At 60.7% G+C, this 17,724-nt stretch carries 15 protein-coding genes and 1 rRNA gene; 6 read left to right on the top strand and 10 right to left on the bottom strand.

What is annotated here, in order from left to right:
* Positions 1 to 100: 100 nt before the first annotated feature.
* A complete protein-coding gene (locus tag GTP58_RS15030; RefSeq protein ID WP_072785518.1) occupies positions 101 to 1,336 on the top strand; it encodes a dicarboxylate/amino acid:cation symporter in 1,236 nt (411 codons plus the stop codon).
* Between the two features lie 39 nt (positions 1,337 to 1,375).
* On the opposite strand, the gene GTP58_RS15025 is transcribed toward GTP58_RS15030, so the two are convergent.
* The 4 genes from GTP58_RS15025 to GTP58_RS15010 all read right to left on the bottom strand — a co-directional run bounded on the left by GTP58_RS15025 (position 1,376) and on the right by GTP58_RS15010 (position 5,374).
* Positions 1,376 to 1,576 carry a hypothetical protein gene (locus tag GTP58_RS15025; RefSeq protein ID WP_072791036.1) on the bottom strand — a complete coding sequence of 67 codons (201 nt, stop codon included), beginning with the start codon at positions 1,574 to 1,576 and terminating at the stop codon, positions 1,376 to 1,378.
* On the bottom strand, positions 1,573 to 1,962 hold the full coding sequence (locus GTP58_RS15020) for a hypothetical protein (protein WP_161078174.1): 390 nt from the start codon (positions 1,960 to 1,962) through the stop codon (positions 1,573 to 1,575). Before GTP58_RS15020 ends, GTP58_RS15025 begins: the two co-directional genes overlap by 4 nt.
* A gap of 139 nt (positions 1,963 to 2,101) precedes the next feature.
* The gene (locus GTP58_RS15015; RefSeq protein WP_161078173.1) at positions 2,102 to 3,523 is read right to left on the bottom strand and encodes a M20/M25/M40 family metallo-hydrolase; all 1,422 of its coding nucleotides are present in this window, start codon (positions 3,521 to 3,523) and stop codon (positions 2,102 to 2,104) included.
* An 18-nt stretch (positions 3,524 to 3,541) separates the two neighbouring features.
* Complete coding sequence (locus GTP58_RS15010; protein WP_072791044.1) at positions 3,542 to 5,374, bottom strand: ABC transporter ATP-binding protein/permease; 1,833 nt, start codon at positions 5,372 to 5,374, stop codon at positions 3,542 to 3,544.
* A gap of 62 nt (positions 5,375 to 5,436) precedes the next feature.
* Between GTP58_RS15010 and GTP58_RS15005 the strand changes: the two genes are divergently transcribed.
* The 3 genes from GTP58_RS15005 (at position 5,437) to GTP58_RS14995 (ending at position 7,831) form a co-directional block, all read left to right on the top strand.
* Positions 5,437 to 5,877, top strand: a complete 441-nt coding sequence (locus GTP58_RS15005) for an acyl-CoA thioesterase (protein ID WP_072791047.1) — start codon at positions 5,437 to 5,439, stop codon at positions 5,875 to 5,877.
* A gap of 18 nt (positions 5,878 to 5,895) precedes the next feature.
* Positions 5,896 to 7,464 (top strand): alkaline phosphatase, encoded by a 1,569-nt coding sequence (locus tag GTP58_RS15000; RefSeq protein ID WP_161078172.1) that lies wholly within the window; start codon positions 5,896 to 5,898, stop codon positions 7,462 to 7,464.
* An 88-nt stretch (positions 7,465 to 7,552) separates the two neighbouring features.
* Complete coding sequence (locus GTP58_RS14995; RefSeq protein ID WP_072791052.1) at positions 7,553 to 7,831, top strand: hypothetical protein; 279 nt, start codon at positions 7,553 to 7,555, stop codon at positions 7,829 to 7,831.
* A 40-nt stretch (positions 7,832 to 7,871) separates the two neighbouring features.
* Here GTP58_RS14995 and GTP58_RS14990 read toward each other — a convergent pair whose 3' ends face one another.
* The 4 genes from GTP58_RS14990 to GTP58_RS14975 all read right to left on the bottom strand — a co-directional run bounded on the left by GTP58_RS14990 (position 7,872) and on the right by GTP58_RS14975 (position 14,644).
* Positions 7,872 to 9,542, bottom strand: a complete 1,671-nt coding sequence (locus GTP58_RS14990) for a long-chain fatty acid--CoA ligase (protein WP_161078171.1) — start codon at positions 9,540 to 9,542, stop codon at positions 7,872 to 7,874.
* A gap of 2 nt (positions 9,543 to 9,544) precedes the next feature.
* Positions 9,545 to 11,236, bottom strand: a complete 1,692-nt coding sequence (locus GTP58_RS14985) for a long-chain-fatty-acid--CoA ligase (RefSeq protein WP_161078170.1) — start codon at positions 11,234 to 11,236, stop codon at positions 9,545 to 9,547.
* 193 nt (positions 11,237 to 11,429) lie between these two features.
* On the bottom strand, positions 11,430 to 12,557 hold the full coding sequence (locus tag GTP58_RS14980) for an aminopeptidase (protein ID WP_161078169.1): 1,128 nt from the start codon (positions 12,555 to 12,557) through the stop codon (positions 11,430 to 11,432).
* A gap of 8 nt (positions 12,558 to 12,565) precedes the next feature.
* On the bottom strand, positions 12,566 to 14,644 hold the full coding sequence (locus GTP58_RS14975; protein ID WP_161078168.1) for a molybdopterin-dependent oxidoreductase: 2,079 nt from the start codon (positions 14,642 to 14,644) through the stop codon (positions 12,566 to 12,568).
* Between the two features lie 140 nt (positions 14,645 to 14,784).
* Here GTP58_RS14975 and GTP58_RS14970 point away from each other — a divergent pair, with 140 nt between their 5' ends.
* Positions 14,785 to 15,978 (top strand): M20 aminoacylase family protein, encoded by a 1,194-nt coding sequence (locus GTP58_RS14970; protein WP_161078167.1) that lies wholly within the window; start codon positions 14,785 to 14,787, stop codon positions 15,976 to 15,978.
* Here GTP58_RS14970 and GTP58_RS14965 read toward each other — a convergent pair.
* Positions 15,970 to 16,866, bottom strand: coding sequence for an NAD(P)-dependent oxidoreductase (locus tag GTP58_RS14965; RefSeq protein WP_161078166.1), 897 nt, complete (start codon positions 16,864 to 16,866; stop codon positions 15,970 to 15,972). The two genes, GTP58_RS14970 and GTP58_RS14965, sit on opposite strands and share 9 nt — an antisense overlap.
* Before the next feature lie 95 nt (positions 16,867 to 16,961).
* Between GTP58_RS14965 and GTP58_RS14960 the strand changes: the two genes are divergently transcribed.
* Positions 16,962 to 17,507: an acyloxyacyl hydrolase gene (locus tag GTP58_RS14960; RefSeq protein WP_072791074.1), complete on the top strand. Its 546-nt coding sequence runs from the start codon at positions 16,962 to 16,964 to the stop codon at positions 17,505 to 17,507.
* 117 nt (positions 17,508 to 17,624) lie between these two features.
* On the opposite strand, the gene rrf is transcribed toward GTP58_RS14960, so the two are convergent.
* Positions 17,625 to 17,724: ribosomal RNA gene (rrf, locus tag GTP58_RS14955) — 5S ribosomal RNA — on the bottom strand; the annotation flags it as partial.

The raw sequence follows: 17,724 nt of genomic DNA, 5'->3' as shown, positions 1-17,724 counted from the left end.
ACCCAACAACCGGCTGTCGCCACGCCAAGAAGACCGCAACGGCGGCCATCCCGCCCCATGCGCAGGCCCAGAGAGACACTACCACAGGAAACCCAAAAACATGAATAAACAAAGCCGATTGACTACGTACATCCTGATTGGACTGGTGCTAGGCATCATTACAGGCTACTTCGCCAATACCAATCTGGAACATCCGGCCGGCTTTGCCGATACCATGGCGCTGATTACCACGCTGTTCCTGCGCCTGATCAAGATGATTATCGCGCCGCTGGTGTTCTCGACGCTGGTGTGCGGCATTGCCAAGATGGGCGATGCGTCGGCAGTGGGCCGGGTTGGCGTGAAAACGCTGGGCTGGTTCTTCCTCGCCTCGCTGATGTCGCTGAGCCTGGGTCTGGTGCTGGTCAACCTGTTCCGTCCCGGCGACGCGCTGCTGGGCCACATGGCCGCCACCGCCGCCAAGGCTGACCTGGCAACCTCCAGCCTGACCCTGAAAGATTTCGTCACCCACCTGGTGCCATCGTCGATCGTCGACGGTATGGCCAAGAACGAAATCCTGCAGATCGTGATTTTCTCGCTGTTCTTCGGTTCGGCAGCGGCAGCCATTGGCCAGAAAGCCAACGCGCTGATTGAAGCGCTGGACGGCGTTGCCCACGTGATGCTGAAAGTCACCGGCTATGTGATGAAATTTGCCCCGTTTGCCGTGTTTGCGGCCGTGGCAGGCACCATCGCCAAGAGCGGCCTGGGCGTACTGTCGACCTACGGCGTGTTCATGGCCGAGTTCTACTTCGGCATCGCGCTGCTGTGGGCGCTGCTGATCTTCATTGGCTTCCTGTTCCTCAAAGGCCGCGTGTTCGCGCTGATGAAGGAAATGCGCAGCCCGGCGCTGCTGGCCTTCTCGACCGCATCGAGCGAAGCGGCTTATCCAAAAACGCTGGAAGGCCTGGAGCGTTTCGGCGTGCGCAACCGCATCGCCTCGTTCGTGCTGCCAATCGGCTACTCGTTCAACCTGGACGGCTCGATGATGTACTGCACCTTCGCCACCGTGTTCATCGCCCAGGCATATGGCATTGAAATGTCGCTGGGCCAGCAGATGACCATGATGATGGTGCTGATGCTGACCTCCAAAGGCATGGCCGGCGTACCGCGCGCATCGCTGGTGGTGATTGCGGCGACGCTGGGCCAGTTCAACATTCCGGAAGCCGGCATGCTGCTGCTGCTGGGCATCGACCACTTCCTCGACATGGCGCGCTCCGCAACCAACGTCATCGGCAACGGCATCGCCACCGCCGTCGTCGCCAAGTGGGAAGGCGAGATGGACCCGCCGAAAACGGCATAAGCATCAACCAAAAAGCCACCTCGCGGTGGCTTTTTTTTATCATAACCAGGTTCGCTTACCTTCCGGTTTCGCGCCCATTTCCCTTAGCCTGCGCCGCAAGCGCGCATTATCGGCAAGCGCCGCGATCAGTGAGATCAGCACAATGGCGTTCAGCGCGTCGCTTCCAAAGAATCTGAAAAATAGCACCGATGCACCAGCGCAAAGCAGCGCAGTAATCAGCAACATCAATCCGTCTTTCATTTATTCCTCCGCTTATAAATCTCTGGATGGCGTATCAGAACTGATGGTAGCCAAGGACGATGTAAATGATTCATCTGAGCGTTGAGCAGCACATCAGCTAATGAAAGCCCGCCAGCCAGGCTCCGTCCAGTTGCAACAGCAATACTGCCAATTACTGCGCCAACATAAATTGAGGCGCTCATAGCAGCGACAACCGCCAGCTTTTCCCCACGGATACCCGCTCCTACCATTTCCATCACGGTCACTTTTTTGCCAAACTTCTCAACCAGCCCAACAAGCGTTGAGGCGGCTCCCAGCGCCAACTGCATATTTCCAAACAAGCTTTCAGGTGCGGGCAAGCCCAAGGCATCCATGTTTTCTTTGAAATATTTGTAGAAGTCAGACATATGCCCTCCGTGGTTATGAATGTCATCGGAGATTAGTCTGTATGGTCATGATGCGCCTTGCGGCGGCGCACAGCAAGCGAGCGGGAGCGTTGGAACATACGATGGCTGCACGGCTTGGCAGCCATCGCAACAAAGAGCTTTAATTCTGCTCGGCGTAGGTTTTGACCAGTTCGTGCAGGAAGGTGCGGCCGTCCATCAGGGACTGGACGCCGATGTATTCGTTGAGGCCGTGGATATTGCCCAGGTCCGGCGTCAGAAAGATGCCGCTGATGCCGTAGGTCGGGATACCGGCTGCGTTGAGGAACTGGCCGTCCGTCGCGCCGGATTGCAGGATGGGCAGCACCGGCACGCCTGGCCACATCTTCGCAGTCAGCTTCTCGACCGGCTCCATGATGGCGCGTGTCAGCACCGGTGGCGCTGAATTCTCGCCACGGATCTCCAGCGTCTCCACCTTTACCGCCGGATCCTCAATCGCCTTCACCAGTGCCTGACGGACCGTCTCCTGCGTCACGCCCGGGAAGATGCGGCAGTTGACGTTGGCGCGGGCGCGCTGTGGCAGCGCGTTGGTGGCGTGGCCGGCATCCAGCATGGTCGCCACGCAGGTGGTGTGCAGCATCGCGGCCCAGCTAGGGTCGGCGCTCGATACCGTCGATACGGCTTTGACATCGCCCGGGTTCTTCACCACCGCCAGCATGGCATCCGAGATGTCTTTGTGACCTGCCGACAGCTGGATCTTCGACATCGCATTCAGATAGCCCGTGCTGCCATCAGTCAGCTGAATCGGAAACTCATAGCCCTGCACCTTGGTCAGCGCGCCAGCCAGGTGATAGATGGCGTTATCCTTCATGGGACGCGAGCTATGGCCGCCGCGGTTAATCACTTCCAGGCGGTAGTTCTGCGACACCTTCTCGCCCGCCTGCACCGTCATCGACACGCGCTTGCCGGCCGCATTCAATTCACCGCCCGCACCTTCATTCAGCGCAAACCCGGCATCGATCAGGTCACGGCGATTCTTGCTGAGCCACTCCGCGCCGTTGAATGCGCCGGACGTCTCTTCGCCACACGTCAGCGCCATCTTCAGGGTGTGACGTGGTTTGTAGCCTTCCTGCTTGAAGCGGATCAGCGAGTCAGCCCAGATGGCAGCTTGCGCCTTGTCGTCCACCGCGCCGCGCGCATAGAACTTGCCGTCTTCTTCGATCAGCGTGAACGGATCACGCACCCAGTCTTCGCGCTTGGCTTCCACCACGTCGATGTGCGCCAGCAGCAGGATCGGTTTCGCTTTCAGATCGCGCCCCGGCAGCACGGCCACCAGGCCGCCCTCTTTCGGATGGTCCGGCGCGGTGAAGATGTGCAGATCGGATTCCGGGAAGCCTGCCGTCTTCATGCGCGCCACGATACGCTCGGCCGCCAGCGTGCAGCTGCCGGACGACAGCGTGGTATTGGTTTCGACCAGCTCTTTGTACAGGGCGCGGAACTGCTGTTCGGTTGGGTCGGCAGCGTAAGCGCTTTGCACGCATGCCAGCATGGCGGTCACAGCTCCCAGTACAAAACGAGACTTCATGGTCGTATCCTTGAAAAGTTAAACTATATTGATCGTTTCTTCCTCATCCGCCTTGGCCTGCTGGCGTTCCCACATTTGAGCATACAGACCGTTCGCTGCCAATAGCGATTGATGCGTACCACGTTCAACAATGCGGCCATGATCGAGCACGATAATCTGCTGCGCATCCGCCACCGTTGACAGGCGGTGCGCAATCACCATCGTCGTGCGCGTGCGCGAGATTTCCTTGAGCTGAGCCTGAATCGCCTGCTCCGCTTTCGAATCCAGCGCCGACGTGGCTTCGTCGAAAATCAGGATGGCCGGATTCTTCAGCAGCGTGCGCGCAATCGCCACGCGCTGCTTCTCGCCACCGGACAGTTTCAGGCCACGCTCACCGACCATGGTCTGGTAGCCATCCGGCAGACTGTCGATGAAGTCATGGATCGATGCGGCGCGCGCGGCAGCCACGATCTCTTCATGCGTGGCGCCCGGCTTGCCATAAGCGATGTTGTATTCGATGGTGTCGTTGAACAGCACCGTATCCTGCGGCACGATGCCGATGGCGTGGCGCACCGAGTCCTGTGTCAGCGAACGCAGGTCCTGGCCATCGATGGTGATGCCGCCCGCATTCACCTCGTAGAAGCGGAACAGCAGGCGCGACAAAGTGGACTTGCCGGAGCCGCTATGCCCTACCACCGCCGTCGTGGTGCCGGGCGCGATGGTGAAGTCCACGTCAAACAGAATCTGGCGCTTGGCCTCATAGCTGAAGTCCACATGATTGAAGCGCACCTGCGCACCATGCGTGACCAGCGGCTGCGCTTCCGGCGCGTCGGCAATTTCCTTGTTCTGATCCAGCAGCGAAAACAGCTTTTCCATATCCGCAAGGCTTTGCTTGATCTCGCGGTAGATCACCCCCAGGAAGTTGAGCGGAATGTACAGCTGGATCATGAAGGAGTTGACCAGCACCAGGTCGCCCAGCGTCATCGTGCCCGCGATCACGCCGACCGTTGCGCGCCACAGGATCAGCGTGACCGCCACCGCGATAATCAGCGACTGGCCCGTGTTCAGCAAGGACAGCGATGTCTGCGATTTGACGGCCGCGCTTTCGTAGCGCTGCAAGCCTTCGTCATAGCGCTTGGCCTCGTAGTCTTCGTTGCCGAAGTATTTCACCGTTTCGTAGTTGATCAGCGAATCGATGGCCTTGGTGTTGGCCTTGGAGTCCAGCTCATTCATGGTGCGGCGGAAGTGCGTGCGCCAGTTGGTAATCATGATGGTGAAGGTGATGTACGACACCAGCGCCACCAGGGTAATCACCGAGAACCAGATATCGTAGTGCGTGACCAGATAGCCCAGCACCAGCGTGATCTCCACCAGCGTCGGCAGAATGTTAAACAGCGTGTACGAAATCAGCGAACCGACTGCGCGCGTGCCGCGTTCGATATCACGCGTCATGCCGCCGGTCTGGCGGTTCAGGTGGAAGCGCAGCGACAGCGCGTGCAGATGGCGGAACACCTTGAGCGCGATGGTACGTACCGCGCGCTGCGTGACGCGCGCAAACAGGAACTCGCGCAGCTCGGTGAACAGCGTGGTCGACACGCGCAACACGCCGTACGCCGCCAGCGCACCCAGTGGCAGCACCAGCAAGGCCTGCGGATGGGATGGCGTGATCGTCAATGCATCGATCAGCTTCTTCATCACCACCGGCACGCCGACGTTGGCCAGCTTGGCGCCGACCAGGCAGCCCAGCGCCAGCAGCACGCGCCATTTATAGACCCACAGGTAGGGAATCAGGGTTTTCAGGGTGGCGATATCGCTACGGGCAGGAGCGGTATTGCTGGCAGTGGCTGGTGGAGTATTCGGATAACGGCGCATGGCGGATATTGGCTTTTTATGGTTCAATCCCGTTAATTGTAGCCCGCTGAAGAGAAATCAAGATGACCACGCCCCAAATCCCCACCGTCAACACCATCAATCGCGGCCTGCCAGCCGGGAAGATGCCGGAACTGCGCATGATGCCAGCGCCTTCCGATGCCAACGTCTACGGTGACGTCTTCGGCGGCTGGATCATGGCCCAGGTGGACATTGCCGGCTCGCTGCCCGCCACGCGCCGCGCCAATGGCCGCGTTGCCACCATCGCGGTGAACTCCTTCGTGTTCAAGAACCCGGTGTTTGTCGGCGACCTGCTGTCGTTCTATGCTGATATTGTCAAGGTTGGCAATACGTCCATTACCGTGCAGGTCGAAGTGTATGCGGAGCGCAACCGCCTGCAAGCCAATACCGTCAAAGTTACCGAAGCCACGCTGACCTACGTCGCCACCGACTCCGACCGCAAGCCGCGCAAAGTGCCGCCGATTGAAACGCTGATCCATCCGTAAGCCATCGCGGCCTGCCGCATGGACGACCACCGCCGCATCTTCCTCGCCACTGCCAGCCGCCTGGGTGCGCTGGCCGCGCTGACCAGCGCCAGCGCGGGGCGCGCACAGAACCGCAGCACAGCTTACCCATTCACGCTCGGCGTGGCTTCCGGCTCGCCGCTGCCGGATGCGGTGGTGATCTGGACCCGCGTGCTGTACGACCCGCTCAACGCCGCCGCCATGCCGCCCATCGCCTTCAGCGTGCGCTGGGAAATGGCCGGGGACGAGCATTTCCGCCGCATCGTCGCCCAAGGGACAGCCAGTGCGCCGCCCGAGCTGGCGCACAGCGTCCATGTCGATGTCACCGGTTTGCAGCCGGACCGCTGGTACTGGTACCGTTTCATGCTGGGCGATGCCGTCAGCGCCACCGGCCGCACGCGCACCGCGCCCGCCGCCAGCGCCATGCCGCGGCAGCTCAAGCTAGCCGTAGCCTCCTGCCAGCACTGGGAATTCGGCAGCTATGCCGCCCATCGCCACATCACGGCCGCTGCGCCCGATCTGGTGGCCTTCCTGGGCGATTACATCTACGAGTGGGGACCATACCAGCTGCAGCATCCCAAGGCCGCCATACGGGCATCTGAGAGCTTTACCCTGGCTGACTACCGCGCACGGTACGCCCAGTACAAAACCGACCGCGACCTGCAAGCGGCGCACCAGGCCGCACCGTGGATCGTTACCTGGGACGACCACGAAGTCGCCAACGACTACGGCAACGACCGCGACGAACGCCTCGATCCGCGCTTCATCGACAGGCGCGCAGCCGCCTACCAGGCCTTTTACGAACACATGCCGCTGCGCGCCAGGCCTGGCGACTTCGCCCACATGCGTATCTACCAGCGCTACGACTGGGGCAAGCTGGCGCGCTTCCACGTGCTGGACGACCGCCAGTACCGCGCCTATCACGCCTGCCCGCCTCACGGGCGCGGCGGTTCCAGCTCCGTGCTGTTGCGCGATTGCCCGGCGCTGCAGGACCGCAGCCGCAGCATGCTGGGCAAGGAGCAGGAACAATGGCTGGCGCAAGGGCTGTCCTCGTCGCCGGCGCGCTGGAACATCCTGGCCCAGCAAACGCTGATGGCGCAGAACAGCCAGCTGCCCATCCTGCGGGAAGGCGACGGCCGTTTCTGGACTGACGGCTGGGATGGCTACCCGAGGGCACGCCAGCAACTGTTCGACACGCTGCACACAAGCCGCGCCAGCAATCCGCTGATCCTGTCGGGCGACGTCCACAGCTTCTTTGCCTGCGACCTGCCGCGCAATCCCTCGCGCCCGGCCTCGCCGGCCAACCCGGTGCTGGCCACAGAATTCTGCGGCACCTCGATCACCTCGCCGTCGCGCCCGCAGGCGCGCACCGAACAATACGTCTCGATGAACCACAGCATCAAATATGGCCGCAGCGACAAACGCGGCTACATGCTGCTGACCCTCACGCCCGCCGATACCACCGCCCATTTCCTCGCACTGGACGATGTCCACAACCCCGCCAGCCCCATCGCCCGCGCCGCCCAATTCGTGGTACACAGCGACCGTCCCGGTGTTGTCACCAAGTGATTGTTGTCTTTTCAACCCTGTTTAGACCAAGCTTGAAAAGAAGCATCTCCAGCCTATACTGGCTAGACCACCTGAATGGAGGTGCTTCATGTTGAAAGTATCAGGCAATGAAATCGCTGACGAGCTGGATCGCTACCTGCACCAGGCTCTGACGCAAACCGTCGTAGTGGAACAGACCGATCACGCTGCGGTGGTCGTGCTGTCGCTGACTGAGTTTGAACGGTTACAGGAAGTGGACGATCAGCACTGGGCTGACTGCGTCCGTAAAGCCAATGTCGAAGGCTATATCGATCACCAGCAGGAGGTGCGACACCGACTGGCTGCCGCAATGCGCGCCCGCAGGCTCGCTTGCATCCGCAAACCATAAAGAAAAAGGGCCAGCCGGATGTGAACTGGCCCTTTGCTGATTATGCTGCGGCTTTCTCGTCGCGCAGCTGGCGGCGCAGAATCTTGCCGACGTTGGTCTTCGGCAGCTCGTCGCGGAACTCGATGTACTTCGGTTTTTTGTACGCGGTCAGTTCATGCTTGCAGAAGTCCAGCAGCTCTTCGGCAGTCAGGTTAGGGTCTTTGCGCACCACGAACAGTTTCACGGCCTCGCCCGAGTTCTTGTCCGGCACGCCGATGCACGCCACTTCCAGCACGCCTGGGTGCGCTGCCACCACGCCTTCCACTTCGTTCGGATAGACGTTGAAGCCGGACACAATAATCATGTCCTTCTTGCGGTCAACGATGCGGGTAAAGCCCTTCTCGTCCATGATGCCAACGTCGCCGGTCTTGAAGAAGCCATCGGCAGTCATCGACTTGGCAGTCTCGTCCGGACGGTTCCAGTAGCCCGCCATGACCTGCGGGCCGCGAATTGCGATTTCGCCGGTTGAGCCCAGCGGCAGCGGATTGCCGTCGTCGTCCAGGATCGCCACCTCGGTCGATGGAATCGGCAGGCCGATGGTGCCGGTAAATTCCTTGATATCGACGCGGTTGGCGGTGGCCACCGGCGAGGTCTCGGACAAGCCGTAGCCTTCGATGATCGGCGTGCCGGTCACTTTCAGCCAGCGGTCCGCCACCGCCTTTTGCACGGCCATGCCGCCGCCGTTGCACACCGAGTAGGAAGAGAAGTCCAGCTTGGCGAAATCGGCATTGTTCAGCAGCGCGTTATACAGCGTGTTCACGGCCGGGAACACGGCCACGCGGTACTTGGCCAGCTCTTTGACGAAACCTGGAATATCGCGTGGATTCGGGATCAGCAGATTCAGGCCGCCCATGCGCATGCCCATGAAGGCGCTGATGGTCAGCGAGTAGATGTGATACAGCGGCAGCGCGCACACAAACACAATCTGTTCCGGCGACTGCTTGAACTGCAGCCAGGCTTCGTTCTGCAGCACGTTGGAGATGACGTTACGGTGCAGCAGGATCGCGCCTTTCGACACGCCCGTGGTACCGCCGGTGTACTGCAGGAAGGCGATGTCGTCGTGGCCCAGCTTGACCGGCTGCAGCGACAGGCGTCCACCTTCGGCCAGCACCTGCTTGAACGAGACCGAACCTGGCAGCGAGAAGGCCGGCACCATCTTCTTCACGTGGCGCACCACGAAGTTGACCAGCGTGCCTTTGAGGCCGCCCAGCAGGTCGCCCATGCTCGCCACGATCACGTGCTTGACCGGCGTCTGCGGCAGCACCTGCTGCACGGTGGTGGCAAAGTTTTCCAGCACGATGATGACTTCAGAACCGGAGTCCACCAGCTGGTGCTGCAGCTCGCGCGGGGTGTACAGCGGGTTGACGTTGACCACCGTGTAGCCGGCGCGCAGCACAGCAGCCATGGCCACCGGATACTGCAGCACGTTCGGCATCATGATGGCGACGCGCGCGCCCGGTTGCAGGCCTTTGCTTTGCAGCCAGGCGCCCATTTTTTGCGACAGTTGATCCAGCTCGCCGTAGGTCAGGAACTTGTCCATGCACACGAAGGCGTTGCGGTCTGCGTACTTGCGGAACGATTCTTCCAGCAGATGCGTGACCGAGCGGTATTGGGTGTTATCAATTTCCGCCGGTACGCCTTCGGGGTACGACTTCAGCCAAATCTTATCCATCTTTATGCAGCCTTTTTCTTTTCGCCGGGGGCTTCGTCGCGCAGCATGCGGCGCAGGATTTTCCCGACATTGGTTTTGGGTAGCTCCTCGCGGAACTCAATGTATTTCGGCTTTTTATAGCCGGTCAGTTGTTCTTTGCAGTAGGCCATCAGCTCGGCCTCGGTCAGGTTCGGATCCTTGCGGACCACGAATACTTTGACCGCTTCGCCCGAGTAGTCATCCGGCACGCCGATCGCCGCGCATTCCAGCACGCCCGGATGCGCCGCAATCACGCCCTCCAGCTCATTCGGATACACGTTGAAGCCGGAGACCAGGATCATGTCCTTCTTGCGGTCGACGATTTTCACATAGCCGCTGGCATCCATCACGCCGACGTCGCCCGATTTGAAGAAGCCATCGGGCGTCATCACCTTGGCCGTTTCATCCGGACGGTTCCAGTAGCCCGCCATCACCTGCGGGCCGCGGATCGCGATTTCGCCCGCGGCGCCCAGCGCCACTTCGTTGCCATCGTCATCCAGGATGGCGATGTCGGTCGATGGCACCGGCAAGCCAATGGTGCCGGTAAAGGCGGTACTGTCCGCGCGGTTGCAGGTGGCCACCGGCGAAGTCTCGGACAAGCCGTAACCTTCAATGATGGACACGCCCGTCGCTTTCAGCCAGCGGTCATTGACCGCCTGCTGCACCGCCATGCCGCCGCCATTGCAGATCTTCAGCGCCGAGAAGTCCAGATGCACAAAGTCTGGATGGTTCAGCAGCGCGTTGTACAGCGTATTCACGGCCGGCAGCATGTTGAACTTGTACTTCGCCAGCTCCTTGATAAAGCCGCCGATGTCGCGCGGATTCGGAATCAGGATGTTCAGCGCGCCCACCCGCGTGCCCCACATTGCGCAGGCCGTCAGCGCAAAGATGTGGTACAGCGGCAGCGCGCACACAATCGTCACCTGCTCGTCCGAACCGCCCAGCGCCGGCTGCGACCAGGCCTCGCTTTGCAGCAGGTTGGCGACGATGTTCTGGTGCGTCAGCGTCGCGCCTTTCGACACGCCCGTGGTGCCGCCCGTGTATTGCAGGAAGGCCGGATCGTTGTACTGGCGCTCCACTGGCGTCAGCTTCATGCCGCCGCCCTGCGACAGCGCATCCTTGAAGCGCACCGCATTCGGCAGCGAAAACGCCGGCACCATCTTCTTGACGCTGCGCACCACGAAGTTGACCAGCATGCCTTTCAGACCGCCGAGCATCTCGCCCATGCTGGCCACCACGATGTGCTTGACCTGGGTCCGTCCCAGCACCTGCTCCAGCGTGGTCGCAAAATTTTCCAGAATGATGATCGCTTCGCTGCCCGAGTCATTGAGCTGGTGTTCCAGCTCGCGCGGCGTGTACAACGGATTGACGTTGACCACCGTGTAGCCCGCGCGCAGGATCGCGGCAATCGCGATCGGATACTGCAGCACGTTCGGCATCATGATGGCCACGCGCGCGCCCGGTTTCAGGCCACGGCTTTGCAGCCAGGCGCCCAGGCGCTTGGAATAAGCGTCGACTTCGGCATAGGTGAGGAACTTGTCCATGCAGACATACGCATTGCGGTTCGCGTATTTGTGGAAGGACTCTTCCAGCAACTGCACCAGCGAGCGGTACTGACTCGTATCCACTTCGGTCTGCATGCCGGGCGGGTACGACTGCAACCAGATTTTCTCCATCCTGTGCCTCTTGTCTCGAATATTATCGTTGTAAGGCCGGCGCACAGTGCCGGTTCAGGGCAAGCCGTTCGTCTAAGCGAACTTGTAGAGCTTACTGATAATGTGATGCTATCGGGCAGCACGCTCGTACGCAAGCGCATTTAACCATAATTAGAACGCCTGTTCTAACGGCTTTTCATGCTGCAATGCAGCGTCAATGCACGCCTTCTGCCACTGGTGGCGCTTCCTTGGTCCCTTCCGCATTGAGCATCGCAGGACGGCCCAAGAGGTCCAACTGCTGTCGGCGTTGACCTACATCAAGAGTTGCCAATTTTTGCACCGCACCATAAAAACGCACGAACGTTCGTTCCTGCTTTAGCAACACGCGGAAGGCCGGTAAATAATCGTGGTAAGTTCCCACCGCGCTGAGGTGGGCATTGGTCAGCGGCTCGGCAAACCAGCGGTCGTAACCGGCGTAACCGCCCCAGCTTTCCTTGAGCTTGAGATAGTCGGATTTCAGGTGGGCGAAGATGCGGGCCTTCTCGGCGCGCTTGTGACGGGTGCTGGTTTTGCTGGCATACAGGTCGGCCAGCATTTTGCGGTGCCGCACCAACAGCGCCAGAAAATCCTGGCGGCGCGCGTTGTAACGCGTATAGGCTTCGCGCATCGGATCGGTGCCATACAGCTCCAGCCAGCGCGCCACGCCGGCCTCCTCCACTGCGGTAGCAAAGCCCTCGTTGAACTGCGAATCGCCCGGCACATACACCACCTGGTGCGCCAGCTCGTGGAACACCATGCGCGCCAATTCGGCATCGGAGTAATTGATGAAGGTAGACAGCAGCGGATCGCTGAACCAGCCCAGCGTGGAATAGGCCGGCACGCCGCCGACCTGCACGTCGTTGCCTTCCTTGCGCAACTCGTCGGCATAAGCCTGCGCATCCTCCTTGCTGTAGTAGCCGCGGTAGCTCACGCAGCCGGCAATCGGGAAGCACCACTGGATCGGCCGCAGCGACAGCTCCGGCGTCGCCACCACATTCCACAGCACGAAGGGGCGCGACAAGGCAGCGTAGTTTCTGTAGCTGGCGTTATCCGGCAGGCCCAGTTCCCTGACCGCGAATTTGCGGATCAGCAGGGCCTTCTCAAGGCGGGCGCGCAGTTGGGGATCGGTGCTTGGGTCGCCAAGCCAGTCATCGATCGGACGGGCGTCCGACCACAGCGAGTACTGGCCTTGTGCGGCCTGCATGTAGTACTTGAATTGCGCGCAGCCGGCCAGCATGGCGGACACGCACGCCGCCGCCAACCAGTATCTGGTACGGAGAACCCGGCGTGCAATATTGCGCATACATCACCTTAAGCAGCAACCCTTTCGACCTGTACCAGTGTATCGTAAAAAGTCGGCGCACGGCCCATATCTGTCAGCTGTTGGCTGGTAACCTCATTGGCGTTTTTGCCATCCGTGGCTAGTTTTTTCCACCACACTGACAAGCCGACAACCAGGCCCGCACGCGCCTTGTCGGTCACGCGCGCCTTGGCCACAAAGGAGCCGCGGTCATTGAAGATGCGGACCATGTCGCCGTTGGCGATGCCACGCGTCGCACTGTCCTCGGGATGGATATCCAGATGCGGCTCGCCTTCCGCCGAGCGCAAGCTCTTGACGTTGACGAAGGTGGAGTTGAGGAAGTTGCGCGCCGGCGGAGAAATCATCGCCAGCGGATAGCGCGCCGCCAGTTCTGGATTGCTGGTCACCGATTCATAGGGCGGCAGGTACGCCGGCAGCGGATCGAGACCATCGGCCTCCATCTGCGCGGAATAGAACTCGCACTTGCCCGATGGCGTAGGGAAGCCGCCTTGCGCGAACGGCGCCGCAGGCATGTTCAGTTTCTGCCAGCCCTTCTGCTTCAAGGCGTCCCAGTCAAAGCCCATGGCGCGCACGTCCTGCGCGTTGAAGGCCTGCGCGGCCAGTTCGTCGTCGCTCTCCTTGAAGCATGGGTCGTCAAAGCCCATCTTCGCTGCTAGCAGGCGGAAGATTTCCGTGTTCGGTTTGGACTCGCCCATCGGCGCGATGGCAGCGTTATTGGCCATCATGTACAGGTGGCCGTAGGAGGTGTGTGCATCCATGTGCTCCAACTGCGTGGTGGCCGGCAGCACGATGTCGGCATAGTCCACCGTGTCAGTCTGGAAGTGCTCCAGCACCACCGTGAACAGGTCTTCGCGCAGGAAGCCGCGCATCACCTTGTCCGAATCCGGCGCAATCGCCAGCGGGTTGGAGTTGTAGACGATGACCGCTTCCACCGCCGGACCAAATGAAGGCGATGCAGGCCGCAGCAGGTCGTCGCCGATCGTGGTCATGTTGATGGTGCGTGGGATCTTCTTCAGCAAGTCCGTGCGCTGCAGCCTGGGTTTGTTGGTCGGGAAGGAGCCGCTGGACGACAGCTGCACGCCACCCGCCGGATGACGCCACGCCCCCACCAGCGCTGGCAGGCAGGCGATGTTACGCACCGCCATACCGCCGCCGCGCACGCGCTGCACGCCGTAGTTGGTGCGGATCGCTACCGGCTCGCCAGCCCTGGCCGTGTTGCCATACAGGCGCGCAAACTCCACGACTTCCTCCACGGTGATGCCGCAGGTTTCTGCCGTACGCTCAGGCGACCATTCGGCCGCGCGCTGCTTCAATTCTTCAAAGCCCAGCGTGTACTGCGCGATGTAGTCATGATCCAGCAAGTCTTCCTTGATCAGCACATGCATCATGCCCAGTGCCAGCGCGGCATCCGTGCCAGGCAGCAGCGCGATATGCTGGTGGCACTTCTCCGCCGTCAGCGAGCGGTATGGGTCAATCGCAATCAGCTTGGCGCCATTGCGCTTGGCTTCCTGCGCACGGGTCCAGAAATGCAGGTTGGACGCAATTGGATTACCGCCCCAGATGATCAGCAGCTTGGCGTTCTGGAACTGCTCCATGTCCGTGCCGATGGAACCACCGATGGTGTACTTGTAGCCGGTGGCGCCAGCCATCGCGCAGATAGTACGGTCCAGCAGCGACGCGCCGATCTGGTTGAAGAAACGCGACGACATCGACTCGCCCTGAATCAAGCCCATGGTGCCGCAGTAGCTATACGGCAGGATCGCTTCCGGTGCGCGTTCCGCAATCGGCTTCAGTCGCGCAGCGATGGTGTCCAGCGCCTCGTCCCAGCTGATGCGCTCAAACTTGCCCTCGCCCTTTTTGCCCACGCGCTTCAAGGGGTAGAGCAAACGGTCTTCGTGATAGGTGCGTTCGGTGTAGCGCGACACTTTGGTGCACAGCACACCGGCAGTAGTCGGATGGTCAGGATCGCCCTTGACCGCGGTGGCGACGCCGTCTTCCACCGTCACCAGCAGCGCGCAGGTGTCGGGGCAGTCGAGCGGGCAGGCTGCGCGGACTTGTGTGGTTGTCATGTCAGAAAATCCAAGGAAGCATATGCAGAAAACAGTATCGTAAACCATTGCGCGCAGGCTGGCTTAACTCCGCCGACAAGGGCTACAATGGCTGTTCTCGATGCCCAAAAAGCAAGCGAACAGAATACTGGAGAAGCAGCATGAAACTGGTCGATCCCATTATTGCATTTCAATCCGAACTGCAGCAGATCCGGCGTGATTTGCACGCCCATCCTGAACTTTGCTACGAAGAGCAGCGCACTTCCGAGGTGGTCGCTGCCAAGCTGACCGAATGGGGTATTCCCGTCATCCGCGGCCTGGGCCTGACCGGCGTGGTGGGCATCATAAAGAACGGCACGTCGGAGCGCGCCATCGGCCTGCGCGCCGACATGGACGCCCTGCCGATGCAGGAAGTGAACACCTTCGAACACGCCTCGCGCCATCCCGGCAAGATGCACGCCTGCGGCCACGATGGCCACACCACCATGTTGCTGGGCGCAGCCAAACACCTCGCCGAGAACCGCAATTTCGATGGCACCGTCTACCTGGTGTTCCAGCCTGCAGAAGAAGGCGGTGCAGGCGCCAAGCGCATGATTGAGGACGGCCTGTTCGAGCAGTGCCCGATGGACGCCATCTACGGCATGCACAACTGGCCAGGCATCCCGGCCGGCCACATGAGCGTGTGCGAAGGCCCGATGATGGCCTCCAGTAATGAGTTCTACGTCACGGTCAAAGGCAAGGGCGCGCATGCGGCGCAACCGCACAAGGGTATCGACCCGGTCATGACGGCAGTGCAGATTGCACAGAGCTGGCAGACCATCATCAGCCGCCAGAAAAGCCCGCTCGATACCGCCGTGCTGTCGCTGACGCAGATCCACGCGGGCAGCGCCACCAACGTGATTCCCGATGAAGCCAAAATGGTTGGCACCGTGCGTACCTTCACGGCGCCGGTGCTGGACATGATCGAAAAGCGCATGGAGGAAGTGGCGGTACATACGGCCGCCGCCTTTGGTGCGCAAGTGGAGTTCAAGTTCCGCCGCAACTACCCGCCGCTGGTGAACCACGCGAAGGAAACCAGGTTCGCGGTCGAAGTGATGAAGGCGGTGGTCGGCGCCGACAAGGTGGATGACGATGTCGAGCCGACTATGGGCGCTGAAGATTTCGCCTACTTCCTGCAGGCCAAACCAGGCTGCTACATCTTCATCGGCAATGGCGAGGGCGATCACCGTACGGGCGGCCACGGCCTCGGCCCGTGCGTGCTGCACAACGGCAGCTACGACTTCAACGACAACCTGCTGCCAGTCGGCGCCAGCTTCTGGGTCAAGCTGGTCGAAGCCAGTTTGCCGTCAGCCTAATTTGTCCGGGGCGGTGCCGACGCGCTGCCCCGGATTCAGCTGCTCCAGGCCGATCAGCGCGGCCGAGTGATCCGCTTGCGGTATCGACTTTGCGAGCGTCATGTAACGCGCCGTCACCAGTTCCGTGAGCGGCAACACAATACCAGCCGCTTCCGCCGCCGCCAGGATATTGCGCTGGTCCTTGAGCTGCGTGGTTACCTTGCCGCCGGCGACAAAATTCCGCTCCAGCATGCGCTGACCATGCACATCCAGTATCTTCGACTCGGCAAAGCCGCCACGTATCGCGGCGCGCATCGCTGCCGGATCTGCGCCTGCAGCCTGCGCCAGCAGCATGGCCTCCGCGACGATATTGATGGTGGCGCCCACGATCAGCTGATTGCATAGCTTGGCCACCTGGCCACTGCCCGCTGGCCCCACCAGGGTAGCGCGGCCCATGGCCGACAGCACCGGCTCAGCCTCGGCGAAATCTGCCGCACTGCCGCCCGCCATAATCGCCAGCGTGCCCGCTGCCGCGCCGCCAACGCCGCCCGACACTGGCGCATCAATGAAGCGCTTGCTCTGCGCGGCCAGCAGCGCGTGAAAGGCTTGCGCCTCCGCCTGCTGCGTCGAGCTCATATCAATCCACAGCGCGTTCGGCGCCAAGGCCGGCAAGGCCGCGTTTAGCACCGTCGCCACGGTCGGACCTGCCTCCAGCATAGAGATGACCACGTGCGCATCGCGCACCGCCTCGGCCAGGTCCGCCACCGCACGCGCGCCAGCTGCGGTCAGCGCCTCTGCTTTGGCGTGCGTACGGTTCCATGCCGTCACCGGATGGCCAGCCGCCAGCAGGCGCCGTACCATCGGATCTCCCATCAAGCCTATGCCTAAGAAGGTAATTTGCGCAGACAATGTCACTCCTGAATTATTTTCCGAACACCGGTACAATCACTGGCTAGCCGTATAAATTCTGAAGATACAGCACTCCAAAACCTTACAAGGATACTATGTTTGCAAAAACAATGATGGCAGTGGCTGCCGCCCTGGTTGTCGCTCAAAGCGCTTACGCGGACGACAAACTGATCGACTCCGTGTCGATCGACTATGGTACCGCCGCTAAAGTCCGCATGGAACGCCTGAGCGTGGCCAAAGACTGGAACGTTCAATGGTTCCAGTCGAACGGCACCCACCTGAGCGGCTACTGGGAAGCCAGCGTCGGCTTCTGGCAGCAGAAACAGTATATGAATATTTCGGGTAACGACAAGAACCTGTGGGATATCGGCTTCACCCCAGTGTTCCGCTTCCAGAACGATAACAAGAAGGGCATGTACTACGAAGGCGGCATCGGCGTACACCGCCTGTCCGACCTGTACAACAACGACACCTATCGTCTGTCGACCCTGTTCCAGTTTGGCGACCACATCGGCGTAGGCTATGTGTTCGACAACAAATGGGAAGTAGGCGCCAAGGTCCAGCACTTCTCGAACGGTGGCTATAAAAAGCCGAACACCGGCATCAACTACATCGAAGTCAAAGCGGCTTACCACTTCTAAGCACTGCTCACGATGAAAAGCCCCTTCCCGGGGCTTTTTTTGTATCTGTATTTCGTTACGCCAGACGCAAAAAAGCCCCAACCGGTTTCGCCGGAAGGGGCTTTTTCTATATAACTAGCTTGACGATAACCTACTTTCACACTGGTTGCAGCACTATCATCGGCGCAGAGTCATTTCACGGTCCTGTTCGGGATGGGAAGGGGTGGGACTGACTTGC

This window comes from Duganella sp. CY15W (assembly GCF_009857555.1).
Taxonomy (GTDB): Bacteria; Pseudomonadota; Gammaproteobacteria; order Burkholderiales; family Burkholderiaceae_D; genus Rugamonas; species Rugamonas sacchari.
The sequence above is the reverse complement of the archived record's forward strand: the minus strand, read 5'-3'. Positions and strand labels throughout refer to the sequence as shown.